12 protein-coding genes and 1 riboswitch are annotated in these 15,300 nt (G+C 68.4%); of the genes, 4 read left to right on the top strand and 8 right to left on the bottom strand.

Translation table 11 applies throughout. The features are described 5' to 3' along the window. Positions 1–16: 16 nt before the first annotated feature. From OOB33_RS21170 to OOB33_RS21190, 5 genes are read right to left on the bottom strand one after another with little or no spacing between them, the layout of a single operon-like run. Complete coding sequence (locus OOB33_RS21170; RefSeq protein WP_271010112.1) at positions 17–1,132, bottom strand: cobalt-precorrin-5B (C(1))-methyltransferase; 1,116 nt, start codon at positions 1,130–1,132, stop codon at positions 17–19. Then, positions 1,129–1,845: a precorrin-8X methylmutase gene (locus tag OOB33_RS21175; protein ID WP_271010113.1), complete on the bottom strand. Its 717-nt coding sequence runs from the start codon at positions 1,843–1,845 to the stop codon at positions 1,129–1,131. Before OOB33_RS21175 ends, OOB33_RS21170 begins: the two co-directional genes overlap by 4 nt. Further along, positions 1,842–2,852, bottom strand: coding sequence for a sirohydrochlorin chelatase (locus OOB33_RS21180; RefSeq protein WP_271010114.1), 1,011 nt, complete (start codon positions 2,850–2,852; stop codon positions 1,842–1,844). The genes OOB33_RS21175 and OOB33_RS21180 overlap by 4 nt, the downstream gene beginning before the upstream one ends. A 12-nt stretch (positions 2,853–2,864) precedes the next feature. Then, positions 2,865–3,680: a precorrin-4 C(11)-methyltransferase gene (cobM, locus tag OOB33_RS21185; protein ID WP_271010115.1), complete on the bottom strand. Its 816-nt coding sequence runs from the start codon at positions 3,678–3,680 to the stop codon at positions 2,865–2,867. Beyond that, the gene (locus OOB33_RS21190; RefSeq protein ID WP_271010116.1) at positions 3,677–4,330 is read right to left on the bottom strand and encodes an energy-coupling factor ABC transporter permease; all 654 of its coding nucleotides are present in this window, start codon (positions 4,328–4,330) and stop codon (positions 3,677–3,679) included. Before OOB33_RS21190 ends, cobM begins: the two co-directional genes overlap by 4 nt. Positions 4,331–4,727: 397 nt before the next feature. Continuing rightward, positions 4,728–4,984, bottom strand: a riboswitch (cobalamin riboswitch). 126 nt (positions 4,985–5,110) lie between these two features. On the opposite strand from OOB33_RS21190, the gene OOB33_RS21195 reads away from it, so the two are divergent. The 4 genes from OOB33_RS21195 (at position 5,111) to OOB33_RS21210 (ending at position 10,070) form a co-directional block, all read left to right on the top strand. Further along, entirely contained in the window at positions 5,111–5,485 is a 375-nt protein-coding gene (locus OOB33_RS21195) for a hypothetical protein (protein WP_271010117.1), read from the top strand. A 93-nt stretch (positions 5,486–5,578) separates the two neighbouring features. After that, positions 5,579–6,583, top strand: a complete 1,005-nt coding sequence (locus OOB33_RS21200) for a homoserine kinase (RefSeq protein ID WP_271010118.1) — start codon at positions 5,579–5,581, stop codon at positions 6,581–6,583. Positions 6,584–6,636: 53 nt separating this feature from the next. Continuing rightward, entirely contained in the window at positions 6,637–7,485 is an 849-nt protein-coding gene (locus OOB33_RS21205; RefSeq protein ID WP_271010119.1) for a BPSS1780 family membrane protein, read from the top strand. A 143-nt stretch (positions 7,486–7,628) separates the two neighbouring features. Further along, positions 7,629–10,070: a polysaccharide lyase 8 family protein gene (locus OOB33_RS21210; RefSeq protein WP_271010120.1), complete on the top strand. Its 2,442-nt coding sequence runs from the start codon at positions 7,629–7,631 to the stop codon at positions 10,068–10,070. 9 nt (positions 10,071–10,079) lie between these two features. Here OOB33_RS21210 and OOB33_RS21215 read toward each other — a convergent pair whose 3' ends face one another. The 3 genes from OOB33_RS21215 to OOB33_RS21225 all read right to left on the bottom strand — a co-directional run bounded on the left by OOB33_RS21215 (position 10,080) and on the right by OOB33_RS21225 (position 15,222). Continuing rightward, positions 10,080–10,295, bottom strand: coding sequence for a hypothetical protein (locus OOB33_RS21215; RefSeq protein WP_271010121.1), 216 nt, complete (start codon positions 10,293–10,295; stop codon positions 10,080–10,082). Continuing rightward, positions 10,295–12,163: a glycoside hydrolase family 35 protein gene (locus tag OOB33_RS21220; protein ID WP_271010122.1), complete on the bottom strand. Its 1,869-nt coding sequence runs from the start codon at positions 12,161–12,163 to the stop codon at positions 10,295–10,297. The genes OOB33_RS21215 and OOB33_RS21220 overlap by 1 nt, the downstream gene beginning before the upstream one ends. Before the next feature lie 140 nt (positions 12,164–12,303). After that, positions 12,304–15,222: a TonB-dependent receptor gene (locus OOB33_RS21225; RefSeq protein WP_271010123.1), complete on the bottom strand. Its 2,919-nt coding sequence runs from the start codon at positions 15,220–15,222 to the stop codon at positions 12,304–12,306. Positions 15,223–15,300: the final 78 nt, after the last annotated feature.

The raw sequence follows: 15,300 nt of genomic DNA on the forward strand, positions 1-15,300 counted from the left end.
GTCATCTGGGTGTTCTTCAATCGCTGGCCGCCTCGGCCAGCTTGCGGCCCTCGAAATCGCAGACCAGCACGGTCAGGCGGAACTTGCCCGGGTAGCGTCCCATCAGGGTCTGCACCACGCGCTCGGCCAGGGCCTGGTGGAACTCCAGCACCAGGCCCAGGGCCTCGACGCGCTCGCTGGCATAACGGGCGGTTTCGGCGTTTCGGATGTCCTCGCAGACCTCGGCCGGCACGCCGATGCCGGCGCAGAGCTCGGCCAGCAGGCCGGTGTCCACCTCGGCGCGGCCGGCGTGGGTGATGGTTTCGCCCTGGGCGATCTTGGTCAGCTTGCCCACCATGCCGCCGATCACCACATGGGCCAGACGGGCCTTGACCGCCGCGTCCAGCGCATAGCGCAGGAAGTCGCCCATCTGCACAAAGCAGGCCTGGGGAAGCTCCGGGAACTCGGCCATGACGAACTTCTCGGTGCGGCCGCCGGTGGTCAGGGCCACCATGCCGGCACCCGTGGTTCCGGCGACCTGCACGCCCTGCATCACGCTGGCCCGGTAGGCCGCCGTCGAGTAGGGCTTGACGATGCCGGTGGTGCCCAGGATGGAGATGCCGCCCAGGATGCCCAGACGCGCGTTGAGCGTCTTCTTGGCCATCTCCAGGCCTTGCGGCACCGAGATGCAGACCTCCAGGCCCAGCTCGTCGAGCAGGCTCTGGCCGATCTCGCGCACGTTGTCCTCGATATTGCGGCGCGGCACCGGGTTGATGGCCGGGCCGCCCACCGCCAGGCCCAGGCCCGGCATGGTGACCGTGCCGACGCCGAAGCCGCCGGCCAGCAAGACCTGACCCTGCAGCTCGGGACGCAGGCGCACATCGGCGGTCAGATGGGCTTTGTCGGTGCAGTCGGGGTCGTCGCCGGCATCCTTGATGACCATGGCATGAGCGACACGGGCCAGGCCTTCGCCTTCGCAGCGACCGTCCTGCACGGCGAACTGCACCCGCTGGCCATTGGGCAAAAGGCATTCCACCGTCTCGGGCACGGCGCCATGCACCAGGCCCAGCACCGCCGCCCGCGCGGCCGCGGCCGAGCAGGCGCCGGTGGTGAAGCCGGTGCGGGTGCCGCGCTTGACGGTCTTGTCCATCATGGCCGCGCCGATCCCTTGTGCTGCAGCTCGCGCGCCTCGGCCAGGCCCAGCAGGGCATGGATGGCCGCCACCACCAGGGTGGAGCCGCCCTTGCGGCCGCGGATGACGATCCAGGGCACCTCGTCCAGCTCGGCCATCAAGTCCTTGCTCTCGGCCGCCGAGACAAAACCGACCGGCATGCCCACCACCAGAGCCGGGCGCACGCCCTGCTCGCGGATCAGGCGCACCAGCTCGATCAGGGCCGTGGGCGCATTGCCGATACCGACGATGGCCCCGTCCAGCAGGCCCAGGGCCTGGGCCTTGCGCATGGCCTGCACGGCGCGCGTCGTGCCCTGCTCGGTGGCCGCCTGGATGACATCGGCATCGCTGATGAACTGATGCGTGCCCATGCCGAAATGGGCCAGGCGCGGGCGCGAGAGGCCGACGCAAATCATCTCCACATCGGCCACCACACGGCTGGGCCCACGCCCGGCCGTGGCCAGGATGGCGGCCAAGCCGGCCTCGACCGCCTGCGGATGAAAGTCCGTCAGGCCGTTGAAATCGAAATCGGCATTGGCGTGGATCATGCGCCGCACCACCGGCCACTGCAGCGCGTCGTAGTAGTGCGGGCCGACCTCGCGGTCGATCACCGCGAAGGAGTCATGCTCAATGGCCCGCCCGGCCGCGGTCAGCTGCTCGGTGACGGTGTTGCCCAGGACCTGGTGGATGCTCATGCCGGGGCATGCCCGTGGGCATGGGCGTCGTGGGGGTGATGGTGGTGGTGCTCGTGAGCGTGCGCATGGCTGTGCTCATGTGTGTGGTCGTGCGCGTGGTCATGCGAATGCCCATGCGCATGGTCATGCCCATGGTCGTGATCGTGCACATGCGGCTCCGGCCCATGGTGATGGCCGCCATGGCCCAGGCTGACGGCGATCTCGCGGAATTTGCAGCCATCGCAAGGCATCAGGGCGGCCGGGGCGCCGGCGCGCAGATCGGCGGCGCGCTGCTCCAGCAGCTCGAAGATCTCGCGCTCCGCCCCGAAGTAATCGGCCAGGGCAAAGCGCAGCTGCGGGTACTGCAGGCGCAGATGCTCGACCTGGCGCTGGATGCGGCTGATCAGGGTGCCACTGAACAGGTAATAAGGCAGGACGACGATCTGCGTCATCAGCTGCTGGCTCTGGCGTTGCACCACCCGCTCCAGGCGCGGGTGGGTGATGCCGGTGAAGGCCACATCGACCAGCTCATGGTCGCCCTCCTCCAGCAGCCAGCGCGCCATCTTGGCCACATCGCCGTTGGCCTGGCGGTCCGAGGCGCCGCGGCCCAGCAGCACCACGCCGGTGTTGCGCGGGTCCGGCATGTCCAGGCTCATCATGGCCTGGCGCAGGCGGCGCTTGAGCAGGGCGAGGATGGGGTCGCAGGCGCTCAGGTGCGGGGCATAGAGGAACTGCGTGCCGGGGCAGTCCAGGCGCGCGCTGTCGATGGCCTGCGGGATGTCCATCTTCACATGCCCCGCGGCATTGAGGATCAGCGGCAGCACCAGCACGCGCTGCGCGCCGAGCGCCGCGCGTCGCAGGCCACCATGCAGCATCACCGGCGCGAACTCGATGAAGCACACCTCGATGCGCCAGCCCGCCTGACGCTGGCGCCATTGCTCGGCAAAGGCCTCGATCTCCTCGTTGGCGCCGGCCTCGCGCGAGCCATGGCCCACCAGAAGAATGGTTTCGTTGGGAGTGTTTGACATGGCAACAGAGCCTCAGAGTTCGGGCTGGGCCGGCGCGCTGGCGCGGCGGAAGCGGTGGGTGAAGCTGGGGTCGTAAAGCTTGGACTTGGCCAGCTCGGGCCAGTGGCGCGAGCCCAGGGTCGGGCTGGCGATGACCATGGACTGGCTGACGATGCCGGCCTCGCGGCAGCGCTGTTTCACATCGGCCAGGGTGGCGCGCAGGATCTGCTCCTCGCCCGGCCAGGAGGCCTTGTGCACCACCAGCATGGGCGCGTCCTCGGCCCAGCCGGCCGCGCGCAGCTCGGCCGTGAGCTGGCCCAGCAAGGTGATGGACAGAAAGATGCACAAGGTGCAGCGGTGCGCGGCCAGGGCCGCCAGGTCCTCGCCCGCCGGCATGGGCGTGCGCCCCGCCACGCGGGTGAAGATCACCGTCTGCGTCAGCTCCGGCAGGGTGAAGGTCTCCACGGCCGCCGCGGCCGAGGCCATGGCCGAAGACACGCCCGGCACCACGCGCAGCGGCACGCCCGCCGCATCGAGCGGCTGCACCAGCTCCATCAGCGCGCCGTAGAGCGCCGGATCGCCGGTCTGCAGACGCAGCACCGTCTCATGGCGCGCGGCGCGCTCGATCAGCCAAGCCGACATCTGATCCAGCGTCATGCCTTTGGAATCAGCAATCTCGCAGCCCGGCGGCGCCCAGCGCGTGGCTGCCTCGTCGACCAGGGAGCCGGCAAACAGGATGGCGCCGGCGCGCTCGATCAAGCCCCGGCCCTTGACGGTGATCAGGTCCGGGTCACCTGGGCCGGCGCCGACAAACCAGACCGTGCCGGGCTCGGCTCGCGCCTCGCTCATGCCCGGCCTGGCTGCGGTGCAAAGCACTGGGCCGCCAGCGGCAGGCGGCGCAGCGGGCCATCGGCACGCAGCAGCCACAGCGTGCCCAGCGTCACCAGAGGCTCCAGCAGCACGACCGGCGCGTAGGCGAGCGCAAAGCGCGCCCACTCGGCCAGGCTGGTCTCGCCCTGGCCCATGGCCAGCCAGAAACCCACCATGGCAATCACGCCGCCGTAGTAGGCGCTGTCCAGCTGCAGCAAGGTCTTGACCGTGACCGGCCGCTCGCCGTGGACCAGGCGCCGGGCCAGGCCGTAATGCACCGCCATCAGCGGCAGCATCAGCGACAGCGAGTTCACCGCCAGATGCACGAGATCCTGCGGCTCGAACACCAGGCCTTGCAGCAGCAGGCCCAGGGGCAAGCCCAAAAGCGTGGGCACAAAGCCGAAGCTCAGGTAGAGCGGCATGGCGCCGAGGAAATGCAGCTCCGACGGGCCCGCCTTCATGTGAAAGGCCTGCATGAAGAGCGAGAAGAACAGCGCCGCCAGCAAGGTGCGCAGCAAGAGCGCGGGCTGCTTGAACAGCGGCGGTAGATGCGCCAGCACCAGCGGCGCGGCCACGGCGGCGGCCAGGGTCAGTTTGGCGGGGGCGATGAGCCCGGGTTCGATGTGCATGGTGGCAGCTCCGATGGGAGTGGAATGAAGGGGCGGTGGAACACAGCGCAGCCAAGAGCGGGCCGCGCAGGGGCAGGCCACGCGCAGGCCTCGGCCAGAGCCGGGCGCACGCGTCAGCGGGAAAACAGTTCTCGGGGGCGGGGTGAGATGCGGGGTCAGCGGCGCGGCGCCTGGCGCAATCGGCCATGCAGCAGCCTCAGCCGGCCGCTGCGGCGCAAACGCGCGAGCGAATCAGCACAAGGGCAAAGCGGCACAACGGCCCGACGAGCGACAACCCGAAGCTCAGACCCGATCAGGGCCTAGGAGGGAGAGGAATCCATGGATAGAGACACCGAAACAGCGCGATCGCCCGCTTCCCCGCAGGTTTTCGCCACATGGTGCGGCAGCCCAAGGGCTACGGCGCACCGCTTCGTTGGCCGGTATCCGGGCTGGTGAAATCGAGTCCATCGCCTTCCCAGATGCAGACAACAACATCCAGTGGCTTGAGATGAACCCTGAGGCCGGCTTGGCGCAAGGCCAGGCCGCTTCGTTCACGCACCGTTGCGGGGGCAGCTCAGTCAGGCAAGGTCCGAAGGGACGGCTTGCATCTACTGATTCCCGTTTAACTGCAGGACTTTTGGGAGTCCCACGAGCACCAACAGGGCGCCATCCTAGCGCAAAACCCCCGGGGCCAACAAGCGCTGTGCGAACTGCGGGTTAGGCAGGAACCGCCGCAACAAGGCCCGCAGCGCAGCGCCCTTGCAGCCGCAGGGCCCGAGCCCCCGGCCCTAGAATGCCGGCATGAACTCCTCGACACTTTGGTTTCGATCATTGCCGGCCGCCCTGGCTCTGCTGAGCGGCCTGCTTTGCGCCCCGGCCCAGGCCGCCGATCCGGCGCCAGCCAAGCCCGCCCCAGCGCCTGAAGCCCCTGCGGCCGCAGCTGCCGACGGCGTGGCCGATGCGCGCGTGACCGTCACCGTGATCGAGGATGACAGCACCCGCATCGAAGAGACCCGGGTGCGCGGCCAGACCCAGAAGGTCACGGTCCAGTCCAAGAACAGCAAGCTACCGAGCTACGAAATCATCATGGGCGATGGCAGCCGCGACCTGTCGGCCGGCCCGGGCTCCACGCGCGGCGCCGCCGGCAAGCGCGTCTGGAACGTTTTCAACTTCTGAGTGCGAGGCCCGGCCGCCTGAGCCTCACCCCTCAAGCCGCCGCCGCGCCCGCCTCGATTCCCACGCTGTAGCAAGCGATCAAGCAGTGCTGACATGGCCGTATTTACCGAAGTGACACTGGAGCAGGCGCAAGCCCTGATCAACCGCCTGGACCTGGGCCAGGTGCAGGAGCTGCGCGGCATTGGCGCCGGCATCGAGAACACCAACTACTTCCTGACCACCGAGCGCGGCGAGTTCGTGCTGACCCTGTTCGAGCGCCTGAGCTTCGAGCAGTTGCCCTTCTACCTGCAGTTCATGAAGCACCTGGCCGCGCGCGGCCTGGCCGTGCCCGACCCGCAGGCCGACGCGCGGGGCGAGATCCTGTTCGAGATCCAGGGCAAGCCGGCCGCCCTGGTCAACAAGCTACGCGGCGGTCACCAGCTGGCGCCCGATCTCTTCCACTGCGAGCAGGTCGGCGCCGCCCTGGCCCGCATGCATCTGGCCGGCCAGGACTTCCCCCTGCACCAGCCCAATCTGCGCGGCCTGGCCTGGTGGACCGACACCGTGCCCGTGCTGCTGCCCCATCTGGCGCCCGAGCAAGCGGCCCTGCTGCGCGAAGAGCTGGCCTACCAGCAGCAGCTGGCCGCCTCGCAGAGCTTTGCCGAATTGCCGCGCGGGCCCATCCACGCCGATCTGTTCCGCGACAACGTGATGTTCGAGCTGCTGCCACCGCAGCCCGAGGGCGTGCAGCCCCTGCAGGGGCGCGAACGCCTGAGCGGTTTCTTCGACTTCTATTTCGCCGGCGTCGACACCTGGCTCTTCGATCTGGCCGTCTGCCTGAACGACTGGTGCATCGACCTGGCCAGCGGCCGGCTCGACGAAGCACGCGCCCAGGCCTTTGTGACCGCATATGAATCGGTGCGGCCGCTCAGTGGCACCGAGCATCGCCTGCTGCCCGCCCTGCTGCGCGCGGCAGCGCTGCGCTTCTGGATCTCGCGGCTCTGGGATGTGCACCTGCCGCGCCAGGCCAGCCTGCTCAAGCCACATGACCCCAGCCATTTCGAGCGCGTGCTGCGCGAGCGCATCGCGCGCGCCTGGCATGCCCTCCCATCCACGTGAAGCGCCCAGCCGCGCCGCACCACGCCCCACCGAGTTTTTGAGAAGTCCACGGAATGAGTGACGCCAGCCGCCCCACCCCCGCCATGATGCTGCACCTGCAGACCGTGCCGGCACGCAACGGCCTGCTCTGGATACGCCATGGCTTCAAGGTCTTCCAGCGCCGCCCCCTGGCCCTGGCCAGCCTGTTCGCCACCTTTGTGTTCCTGGCCTTTGTGCTCATGATCCTGCCGGCCGTGGGCTTCATGCTGCTGCTGATGGCGGTGCCCCTGCTCTCGCTGGGCTTCATGCTGGCCACCCATCTGGTACTGCAGGACAAGACGCCGACCGCTGCCGTGTTCCTGGCGCCGCTCAAGCTGACCACGCAGCGCCGCAACAACCAGCTGCTGCTGGGCGCCATCTATGCCCTGGCCACCGTGGGCATCAGCCTGCTGGCCGAGTGGGTGGACGGCGGTGCGATGGAGCAGTTGCAAACCCTGCTCGGCAAGGATGCGCCCAAGGCCGAGGTCGAGGCCTTGCTGGCCGACCCACGCCTGTTCTGGGGCGCAGTCACACGCCTGGGCCTGGCCGGCCTGCTGTCCATCCCCTTCTGGCATGCGCCGGCCCTGATCCACTGGGGCGGCCAGGGCCTGATGCAAGCCCTGTTCTCCAGCACCCTGGGCGTCTGGCGCAACAAGACGGCCTTCGCCTACAACGCCCTGCTCTGGGGCGGCCTGCTGATGGGCGCCTCGGCCATCTGCAGCCTGCTGCTCGGCGCGCTCGGCCTCGGCCAGTACCTGCCCCTGGTGGCCATGCCGGTGGGCCTGATGCTGACGACGGTGTTCTACACCTCGCTCTACTTCACCTTCATCGACTGCTTCATGTTCGGTGCGCCCAAGGAGTTGCCCGCCGCCCAAGGCGAGTGAACACGGCCCCGCAGCAGCGCCCCCCCCGGCGCCCTCCCCGGTTGGCGACAACCCTAGGTGCGCAGGACGCGCAAAATGTTAACGTTCACCTCAAATAACACGCCAGCCACCACATGGCCGGCCCACACCGAGGAGACGTCGACATGATGATGAAGAAGATGGTGCCCATGAAACGCGCACGGCTCTGGCACCCCACCCTGCTCGCCCTGGCCAGCAGCCTGGCCCTGCAGACCGCCCAAGCCCAGACCGAGAGCGACTACGCCCAGCTGCGCAGCCGCTGGCTGCAGCAGCTGACCGGCAGCCCCAGCAGCCTGCCCGAGCGCCAGGCCGCCCTGGCCGAGCTGGCCGACAAGGCCGAGCTGCACTGGCAGGCCATCAACCTCTCCAGCAGCACGCCGGGCCTGTGGCCCGATCTGCAAAGCAGCAGCGATGCCTCGGTGCTGACCAGCCACTATGCCCGCCTCCTGCTGATGGCGCGCGCCCAGGCCACGCCGGGCTCGCGCCTGTTCGGCAACCCCGCGCTGGCCAGCGCCGTGATCGAGGGCCTGGCCTGGATGCACGCCAACCGCTACCGCCCGGGCCTCAGCCGCTACGGCAACTGGTGGGATTGGGAGATCGGCGCGCCGCAGGCCTTGAGCAGCATCCTGACCTTGATGCATGGCGCACTCAGCACCGAGGAGCGCGGCCGCTATCTCGCCACGATTGATTTCTACGTGCCCGACGCCACCCGCCGCGGCAACCAGCCCAGCCTCGAGGAAACCGGGGCCAACCGCCTGGACAAGGCCTTGATCGTCGGCGTGCGTGGCGCGCTCGGTGGCTCGGACGAGCGCTTGCGCCACGCCCGCGATGCGATCAGCCAGACCCTGCCCTACGTCACCCAGGGTGATGGCTTCTACGCCGACGGCTCCTTCATTCAGCACAGCTACGTGGCCTACACCGGCAGCTACGGCCTGGTGATGCTAGACAGCCTCTCGCGCCTGCTGCTGCTCTTGCAGGGCAGCCTCTGGGCCCCCAACGACCCGCAGCTCAACAATGTCTACGACTGGAGCGAGCGGGCCTTCCGCCCCCTGGTGCGCGATGGTGCCATGGCCGATTCGGTGCGTGGCCGTGCCATCGCCCGGCGCAGTTCCAGCAACCACTCCGCCGGCCGCAGCCTGATGGGCTCGCTGCTGCGCCTGGCCGAGGGCGCGCCTGCGGCCCAGGCGCAGCCGCTCAAGGAAATGGTCAAGGGCTGGCTGCAGCGCAACCGCTACCTCGGCCCCGACTGCTTCACCGGCCAGGCCCTGGCGCCCGACAGCGCCTGCGCCAAGTTCAGCCTGCATGAAATCAGCCTGCTGCAAGACCTGCAAGCCAACACCAGCCTCAGCCCCGCGCCCGAGCGGCCCGGCGCCCAGGTCTTCGCCGCCATGGACCGCGCCGTGCTGCGCCATGCCGATTTCAGCTTCGATTTAAGCCTGTTCTCCAACCGCATCAGCGCCTACGAATCGGGCAATGGCGAGAACCTGCGCCCCTGGTGGACCGGTATGGGCATGAGCAGCCTGCACAACGCCGACCAGCAGGCCTTCGATGGCGACTATTGGGCCACGGTCGACCTGCTCCGCCTGCCCGGCACCACCACCGACCGCAGCAGCGCCGCCCTCAAGAACTGGGCCCTGATCAAGAACACCAGCAACTGGGTCGGCGGCGCCCAGCTCGAAGGCCGCTACGCCATCGCCACGCTGGACTTCGGTGCGCTCAACGTGACCGGTAGCTCGCTCAAGGGCAAGAAGGCCTGGTTCCTGTTCGGCGACAAGATCATCGCCCTGGGTGGGGCCATCAGCAGCGGCAACAGCCTGGCCGTGGAGACTGTGGTCGAGAACCGCAAGCTCAACACCAGCGGCAGCAACACCCTGACCGTGGGCGGCCAGGCACAACCCAGCATGCCGGGCTGGAGCGCCAGCCTCGGCAACACCGCCTGGGCTCATCTGGCCGGCAGCCAGCCGGGCGCAGACATCGGCTATGTCTTCCCCGACCGGCCCACCGTGCAAGCCCTGCGCGAGCAGCGCAGCGGCAGCTGGAAGGCCATCAAGTCCCAGGAGCTGGACGACACGGTCAACGCCCATTACCTGAGCCTGGCCATCCCGCACGGCCTCAAGCCCACGGCCGCCAGCTACAGCTATGTCATCCTGCCCGGCCGCAGCGCCACGCAGACCGCCGCCTTCGCGGCCCAGCCCGCGCTCAAGATCCTGGCGCGCAGCACCGACATGCTGGCCGTACAAGACAGCAGCCTCGGCCTGGTCGGCGCCAACTTCCTCACCAATGGCAGCAAAACGCTGAACCTCGACGGCAAGCCCCTGCTGAGCAGCAGCGCCAAGGCCTCGGTGCTGATGCGCGAGAGCGGCGATGAGCTGGCCCTGAGCGTGGCCGACCCCACCCAGGTCAACACCGGCAACATCACCGTGGAGATCCAACGTGCCGCCAGCGCCGTGCTGGCCAGCAGCCCCGGCATCACCGTGCTGCGCCTGGCGCCCACGGTGCAGCTGCAGGTCAATGTGGCGCAGGCAGCCGGGCGCTCGTTTGAGGCGCGCTTCCGGCTGCAGCGCTGATCCGCGCCCTCAGCCCGCCGCAGGCGGGTTCAGCTCTTGGGCCGAACCCGTCTGCGCCAGGATCTGGCGCCAGCGGTAAAAGGTCGTGTCGGAAAAGCGCCCATGCCGGCAGGCCTGGGTGACGCTCATGCCCGCCTCCACCTGCTGCACATAAAAGCGCATCACGGCTTCAGGCAGGGGCAGGCTGGGACGACCGCGTGCGGGCGTGACGAACAGCTCGTCCATCACCACAGCTCCGCCAGCGTCGGCGCCATGTCCACCACCTCACCCGCTTGCGGCAGGCGGGCGCAGAAGTCGGCGCTCAAGGCCTGGCCGGCCTCGGGCTGCAGCTCCAGCACGGTCAGCGTGTTGCGGCCTTGGCGCAGCAGCGGCCAGGGCAGGTAGAGCGCCAGCTGCGGGCCACGCACCCAGTGGCGGCCGAGGTTGAAGCCATTGATCCAGACCTGACCCTTGTGGCCACCGTTCAGGCGCACGAAGCAGTCACCGGGCTCGTCCACCTCAAACTCGGCGCTGAAGAACTGCGGCAGGCCGTTCTGCACCGAGCCGGCCTCGCGCGCCTGCGTGGCGCCCGCCGGCAGCTCGGCAAGGGGCAAGGCGAAATGCTCCCAGCGCTGCAGCACATTGATGCCCAGGCGCACCCAGCCTAGCAATCCCTTGCGGTCGTGCAACTGCGGGCCGTAGTTGACCCGGCCCTGGTTCTCGACCAACAGCTCCAGCGTGGCCTCGCCGCCGGGCCAATCCAGCGCCAGGCTCAAGGGCCCGTTGCGCTCCAGCAGGCCCACGGGCCGGCCGTCCACAAACACCTGGGCGCGGTCATGCACGGCCTGCACCGACAGCGTCACCGGGCCTTTCGGGTGGCGCACCCGGCAGCGGTAGAGCGTGAAGCCGTAGTCCTGACCCAGCTGCTCCATGCTGCGCGGGCACACATCGATGCGGGTCGGCGCCAAGCTTTGCAAGGGCTCGAACCAGGGCTGGCAAGGCGCCAGGGCCAAGCCTTGCAGATCAAAACGCGGCGCCTCGGGCGGCAGCGGCGGCAGCTCGGGCGCCGGCAAGTCGCGCGCCTGGGCCTGCGCGCGCAGATGGGCCAGGATCACCGCCTTCATAGCAATGAATTTGGGCGTCACGCTGCCGTCTTCGGCCAGGGGTGCGTCGTAGTCGTAGCTGTTGACCGTGGGCTGGTAGGCCCCGGTCTTGAGATCGGTGTTGGCCCCGTTCATGAAGCCGAAGCTGGTGCCGCCGTGCACCATGAAAATGTTGACCGAAGCGCCCGCCTCCAGGATCTGGCCCAGGCAGCGGGCCGCGTCCTCGCCGTCGCGGGTGTGGTGGGGCTCGCCCCAGTGGTCGAACCAGCCGTTCCAGAACTCCATGCACATCAGCGGGCCGCGGGGCTGGTGCTCGCGCAGCTTGGCCAGCTCCGAGGGCACGCGCGAGCCAAAGTTGCCGGTCTTGAGCAGATGCGGCAGCGTGCCGTGGGTCAGCATGTGATCGGTCGGGCCGTCCGATGTGAAGAGCAGCACGCGCACGCCGTGGCGGCGCAGGCTGGCCTCGGTCCAGGCCAGGTAGTCCTGGTCACTGCCGTAGCTGCCGTATTCGTTCTCCACCTGCATCGCGAGGATGGGGCCGCCTTCGGTGATCTGCAGCGGCGTGAGAAGCGGCAGCAGCGCGGCAAAGAAGCGGTCCACCGCCGCCAGATAGGGCGGGTGGCTGCAGCGCAAAGCCATATCGCTATCCGCCAGCAGCCAGGCCGGCAGGCCGCCGAACTCCCACTCCGCGCAGATGTAAGGCCCGGGCCGCACGATCACCCACAGGCCCAGGCGCTGGGCCAGTTGCACAAAAGCCACCAGGTCCAGCCCGCCCTCGAAGCAGAACTCGCCCGGCCGCGGCTCGTGCAGGTTCCAGGCCACGTAAGTCTCCACCGTGTTCAGGCCCAGGGCCTTGAGCTTGAGCAGGCGGTCTTCCCACTGCTCGGGCAGCACGCGGAAGTAATGCAGCGCGCCGGACAGCAGCTGCACCGGCTGGCCGTTCAGCACGAAGTCATCGCCGCAGACGGCAAAGGTCGAAGGGGTAGGAAGACAGGAACTGGGGGACTGCATGGCATCAACGCAGCGCTGATCGATCGAACGAACGAACGAACGAACGAGCAATCAAACGCCGGAAAAGGAAAGGAACAAGCAAAGACAAAAAAGGCGCCGCCACCGGCCTGATGCACCGGCGGCAGCGCCCGCACCCACCATCAATACTTCAGGCGCAAACCGAGGTAGAACTGGCGGCCGCTGCTGTACAGCGCGGTGGTCGCATCAAAAGGCACGGTGGCATTGGCCGCGTTGTAGAAGCGGGTCACCGGCTTGTTGAGGTTCAGGCCTTCAAAGGTCAGGGTCACCGTGTCGTTGAGCTTGTAGTTGGCCGACGCAGCCAGCGTGCCCGAAGCCGCCAGATAGTTCTGCGACAGGCCGTACAAGCCCACGCGCGAGGCGCTGCGGTGCGCATACGCCAGGCGGGCGCTGAAGACCTCGTCTTCGTAGTAAGCGCCCAGGTTGTAGCTGTTCTTGGAGGCACCCAGCATGGGGTTGCCGTTGGCTTCCTTGGCATTGGCATAGGTGTAGTTGGCCGAAACACCAAAGCCGCCCCAGACCGGCTGCTCATAGCCCAGCTCCAGGCCGCGCGAACGGCCGGTGGTGGCCGCCGGCGAGCTGACCAGGGTAGGCACCACGGCCGGGCCGCCCAGGGCCACCGGGATGGCCGTGTTCAGCTGCTGCTGCATGGAGCTGCCCGCGCCGATCAGCGAGTCGAAGTCCATCACGAACACCTGCGCCGACAGCACCGAGCGGCGCGCGAAGTACCACTCCAGGCCGAGGTTGTAGTTCTTGGCCACCACCGGCTTCAACTCGGCATTGCCACCGGCCGCGGTGGACGGCGGGTTGTTGGCCGGGTTGTAGGCAAAGGCGCTGAGCGTGGAGCCCAGGGCGCTGTAGTCCGGCCGGGCCATCACCTTGGCCGCCGCCACGCGCAGCAGAAGCTTGTCGCTCAGGTCATAGCTGAAGCTGGCGCTGGGCAGGGCCTGGGTGTCGCTGCTCTCGGTGCTCTTGATGTAGAAGTTGCCGAAGCGCGAACCGGTCACCAGGGTGGCGCCCGGGGGCACAAAGCCCTTGCAGGCCTCGGCCTGGGCCGGGCTGCCGTAGGTCAGGCCATTGTTGGCGGTGACGGCGCCGCAGGGCACGCCGGTATTGGTGGTGACCTCCGTGCGGGTGCGCACCAGGCGCAGGCCGAACTCGGCGCGCCAGTCGTCTCGCGCCAGCTTGGCCAGGCCGTAGGCGGCGCTGACGTTCTCCTTCACCGTGAACACGCCTGAGGGTGGGCGGTTGAACACGGGGTCGGCCGAGAAGTTGGCGTCCGACCAAGCCACCACGGCCGCCGGGTCAATCAAGGGCACGCCCACGCCGCCGGGGTTGCCGCCCAGGCCGCTGCCAAAGTTGCCGGGGAAGCTGGCGCCGCCCCAGGCCGGCAAGCTGGTCAGTGCAACTTGGCCGTTCTTGGTCGCGTTCATCGGCGCGGCGCCCTTGACCGGGCGGCTGCCTTCGCGCTCATGCTCGGCAAATCGAGCGCCGAACTTGAGGGCCGAGATCAGGCTGCTCTCGGCGAAGCGGTACTCGCCGTCGATCTGGCCGTAGTTCTCGCGGTCCTTGCTGCGCTGTTGGCTGAAGCTGTTGTCGGCGCCGGAGTTGCCGGGCAGATGGCTGAGCTTGCTGCCGTCAAAGCCATTGGGCAGGCTCACCTGCACCGGCTTGTCCATGCCCTGGAAGCTGTAGGCCGTGGCCGTGTTGGGCATGAAGGCGTAGTTCCAGTACAGGAAGGTGTCGCCCTGCGCGCGGGTGTGGCCCACCTGGCCCTTGAAGCTCAGCGCGTCACTGGCGCGGTAGTTGAAGTCGGCGTTCAGGTACTGGGTCTTGGAGGCGGCCAGCGGGTTGGCCTGCGTCTCCAGCTGGGCGCCCATGGCATTGCCGCTGTTGTTGAAACGCGCGGCGTTGATGCGCTCGCCGTCCAGGCTCACTTCGCTGGGCACCACGCCGCCGCTGGCCGCCACCGAGTTGCCGGGGCGCACAAAGAAGCGGGTGTTGGTGTAGCTGGCCTTGAGCTCGCTGTGGAAGGCGTCGAGGTTGACCGTCAGGTCCGGCGAGACCTTGAACTCCGCGCCCAGCACCGCGCCCTGGCGCTGGCGCTTTTGCTCGAACAGGCTGTTGATCAGGCCGCTGATGTAGAGCTTGTTGCCCAGCTGGCCGCCATTGGCCTGGCCGGCGGGCGTGGTGGGCGAGAGGCGGGCCCAGGTGATCTCGGACTGGCCGTCGCGGCGGATGTGGCGGGTCTGGTCAAACACCTGCAGCATCAGGCCGGTGTCATTGGCCTCGTTCTTCCAGTTGAACAAGGCATTGAACTGCGGGTCGGTCTTGCCGGCCTGATCGGCGTACACGCCTTGCATGCCAATCTCGGCCGAGAAGCGCTTTTTGAACTCCAGCGGGCGGCGGGTGATGATGTCCACCGAGCCGGCCACGCCGCCCTCGAGCTGGTCGGCCGAGGCGCTCTTGCGCACCACCACCTGGCTGACGATTTCCGAAGGCAGGAGCAGGAAGCTGACGCTGCGCGCCGCACCCGAGCTGTTGGAGCCGGTGCCGCCGGCGATCTGGTCGCCCGGGTCCCAATCGGCCGAAGCCACGCTGTGGCCATTGATGGTGGTCAGCGACAGGCTGGGGTTGGTGCCGCGCATGCTGACCCGGTCGTTCTCGTCATAGCCGCCCTGGCCGCCGCTGCCGGCGGTGGTGGTCACGCCCGGCAGCTTCTGCAGCGCGTCGGCCACGTTCTTGTCCGGCATCTTGCCGATGTCTTCGGCGCTCACCACCTCAGTCACGCCATCGGCAAAACGCTTGGCGTTCAGCGACTTTTCCTTGGAGGCGCGGATGCCGCTGATCACCACCGTGTCCAGCTGGTTCTGCACCGGCGCCTTGGCTTCGGGCGTGGCGGCCGAGGCATTGCTTTGCGCCGCAGCGCTGCCGGCGGCCAGGGCCAAGAAGCTGGCGGCGGCGATGGCCACGGCGTGCGGCACGGTCGGGAAAGCCGAAGCGGAACGGGGGGCAAACAAAGTCTGAGTCGAGGGTCGCATGGTCGTGTCTCCAGTGTAGGTATTGATCTGATCTGCGCAGCGAGTCGGGAGGGGCGGAAGGTGAAAGGTCAGGGAAGC

The sequence above is a fragment of the Paucibacter sp. B51 genome (genome assembly GCF_027863535.1).
Taxonomy (GTDB): domain Bacteria; phylum Pseudomonadota; class Gammaproteobacteria; order Burkholderiales; family Burkholderiaceae_C; genus Paucibacter_A; species Paucibacter_A aquatilis.

What these genes read in the sequence shown, in the direction of transcription:
- OOB33_RS21200 (WP_271010118.1), top strand. Translation starts at nt 5,579, where the DNA reads ATGGCCGTATTTACCGAAGTGACACTGGAGCAGGCGCAAGCCCTGATC.
- OOB33_RS21220 (WP_271010122.1), bottom strand. Translation starts at nt 12,163, where the DNA reads ATGCAGTCCCCCAGTTCCTGTCTTCCTACCCCTTCGACCTTTGCCGTC.
- OOB33_RS21205 (WP_271010119.1), top strand. Translation starts at nt 6,637, where the DNA reads ATGAGTGACGCCAGCCGCCCCACCCCCGCCATGATGCTGCACCTGCAG.
- OOB33_RS21225 (WP_271010123.1), bottom strand. Translation starts at nt 15,222, where the DNA reads ATGCGACCCTCGACTCAGACTTTGTTTGCCCCCCGTTCCGCTTCGGCT.
- cobM (WP_271010115.1), bottom strand. Translation starts at nt 3,680, where the DNA reads ATGAGCGAGGCGCGAGCCGAGCCCGGCACGGTCTGGTTTGTCGGCGCC.
- OOB33_RS21175 (WP_271010113.1), bottom strand. Translation starts at nt 1,845, where the DNA reads ATGAGCATCCACCAGGTCCTGGGCAACACCGTCACCGAGCAGCTGACC.
- OOB33_RS21210 (WP_271010120.1), top strand. Translation starts at nt 7,629, where the DNA reads ATGATGATGAAGAAGATGGTGCCCATGAAACGCGCACGGCTCTGGCAC.
- OOB33_RS21180 (WP_271010114.1), bottom strand. Translation starts at nt 2,852, where the DNA reads ATGTCAAACACTCCCAACGAAACCATTCTTCTGGTGGGCCATGGCTCG.
- OOB33_RS21170 (WP_271010112.1), bottom strand. Translation starts at nt 1,132, where the DNA reads ATGATGGACAAGACCGTCAAGCGCGGCACCCGCACCGGCTTCACCACC.
- OOB33_RS21215 (WP_271010121.1), bottom strand. Translation starts at nt 10,295, where the DNA reads ATGGACGAGCTGTTCGTCACGCCCGCACGCGGTCGTCCCAGCCTGCCC.
- OOB33_RS21195 (WP_271010117.1), top strand. Translation starts at nt 5,111, where the DNA reads ATGAACTCCTCGACACTTTGGTTTCGATCATTGCCGGCCGCCCTGGCT.
- OOB33_RS21190 (WP_271010116.1), bottom strand. Translation starts at nt 4,330, where the DNA reads ATGCACATCGAACCCGGGCTCATCGCCCCCGCCAAACTGACCCTGGCC.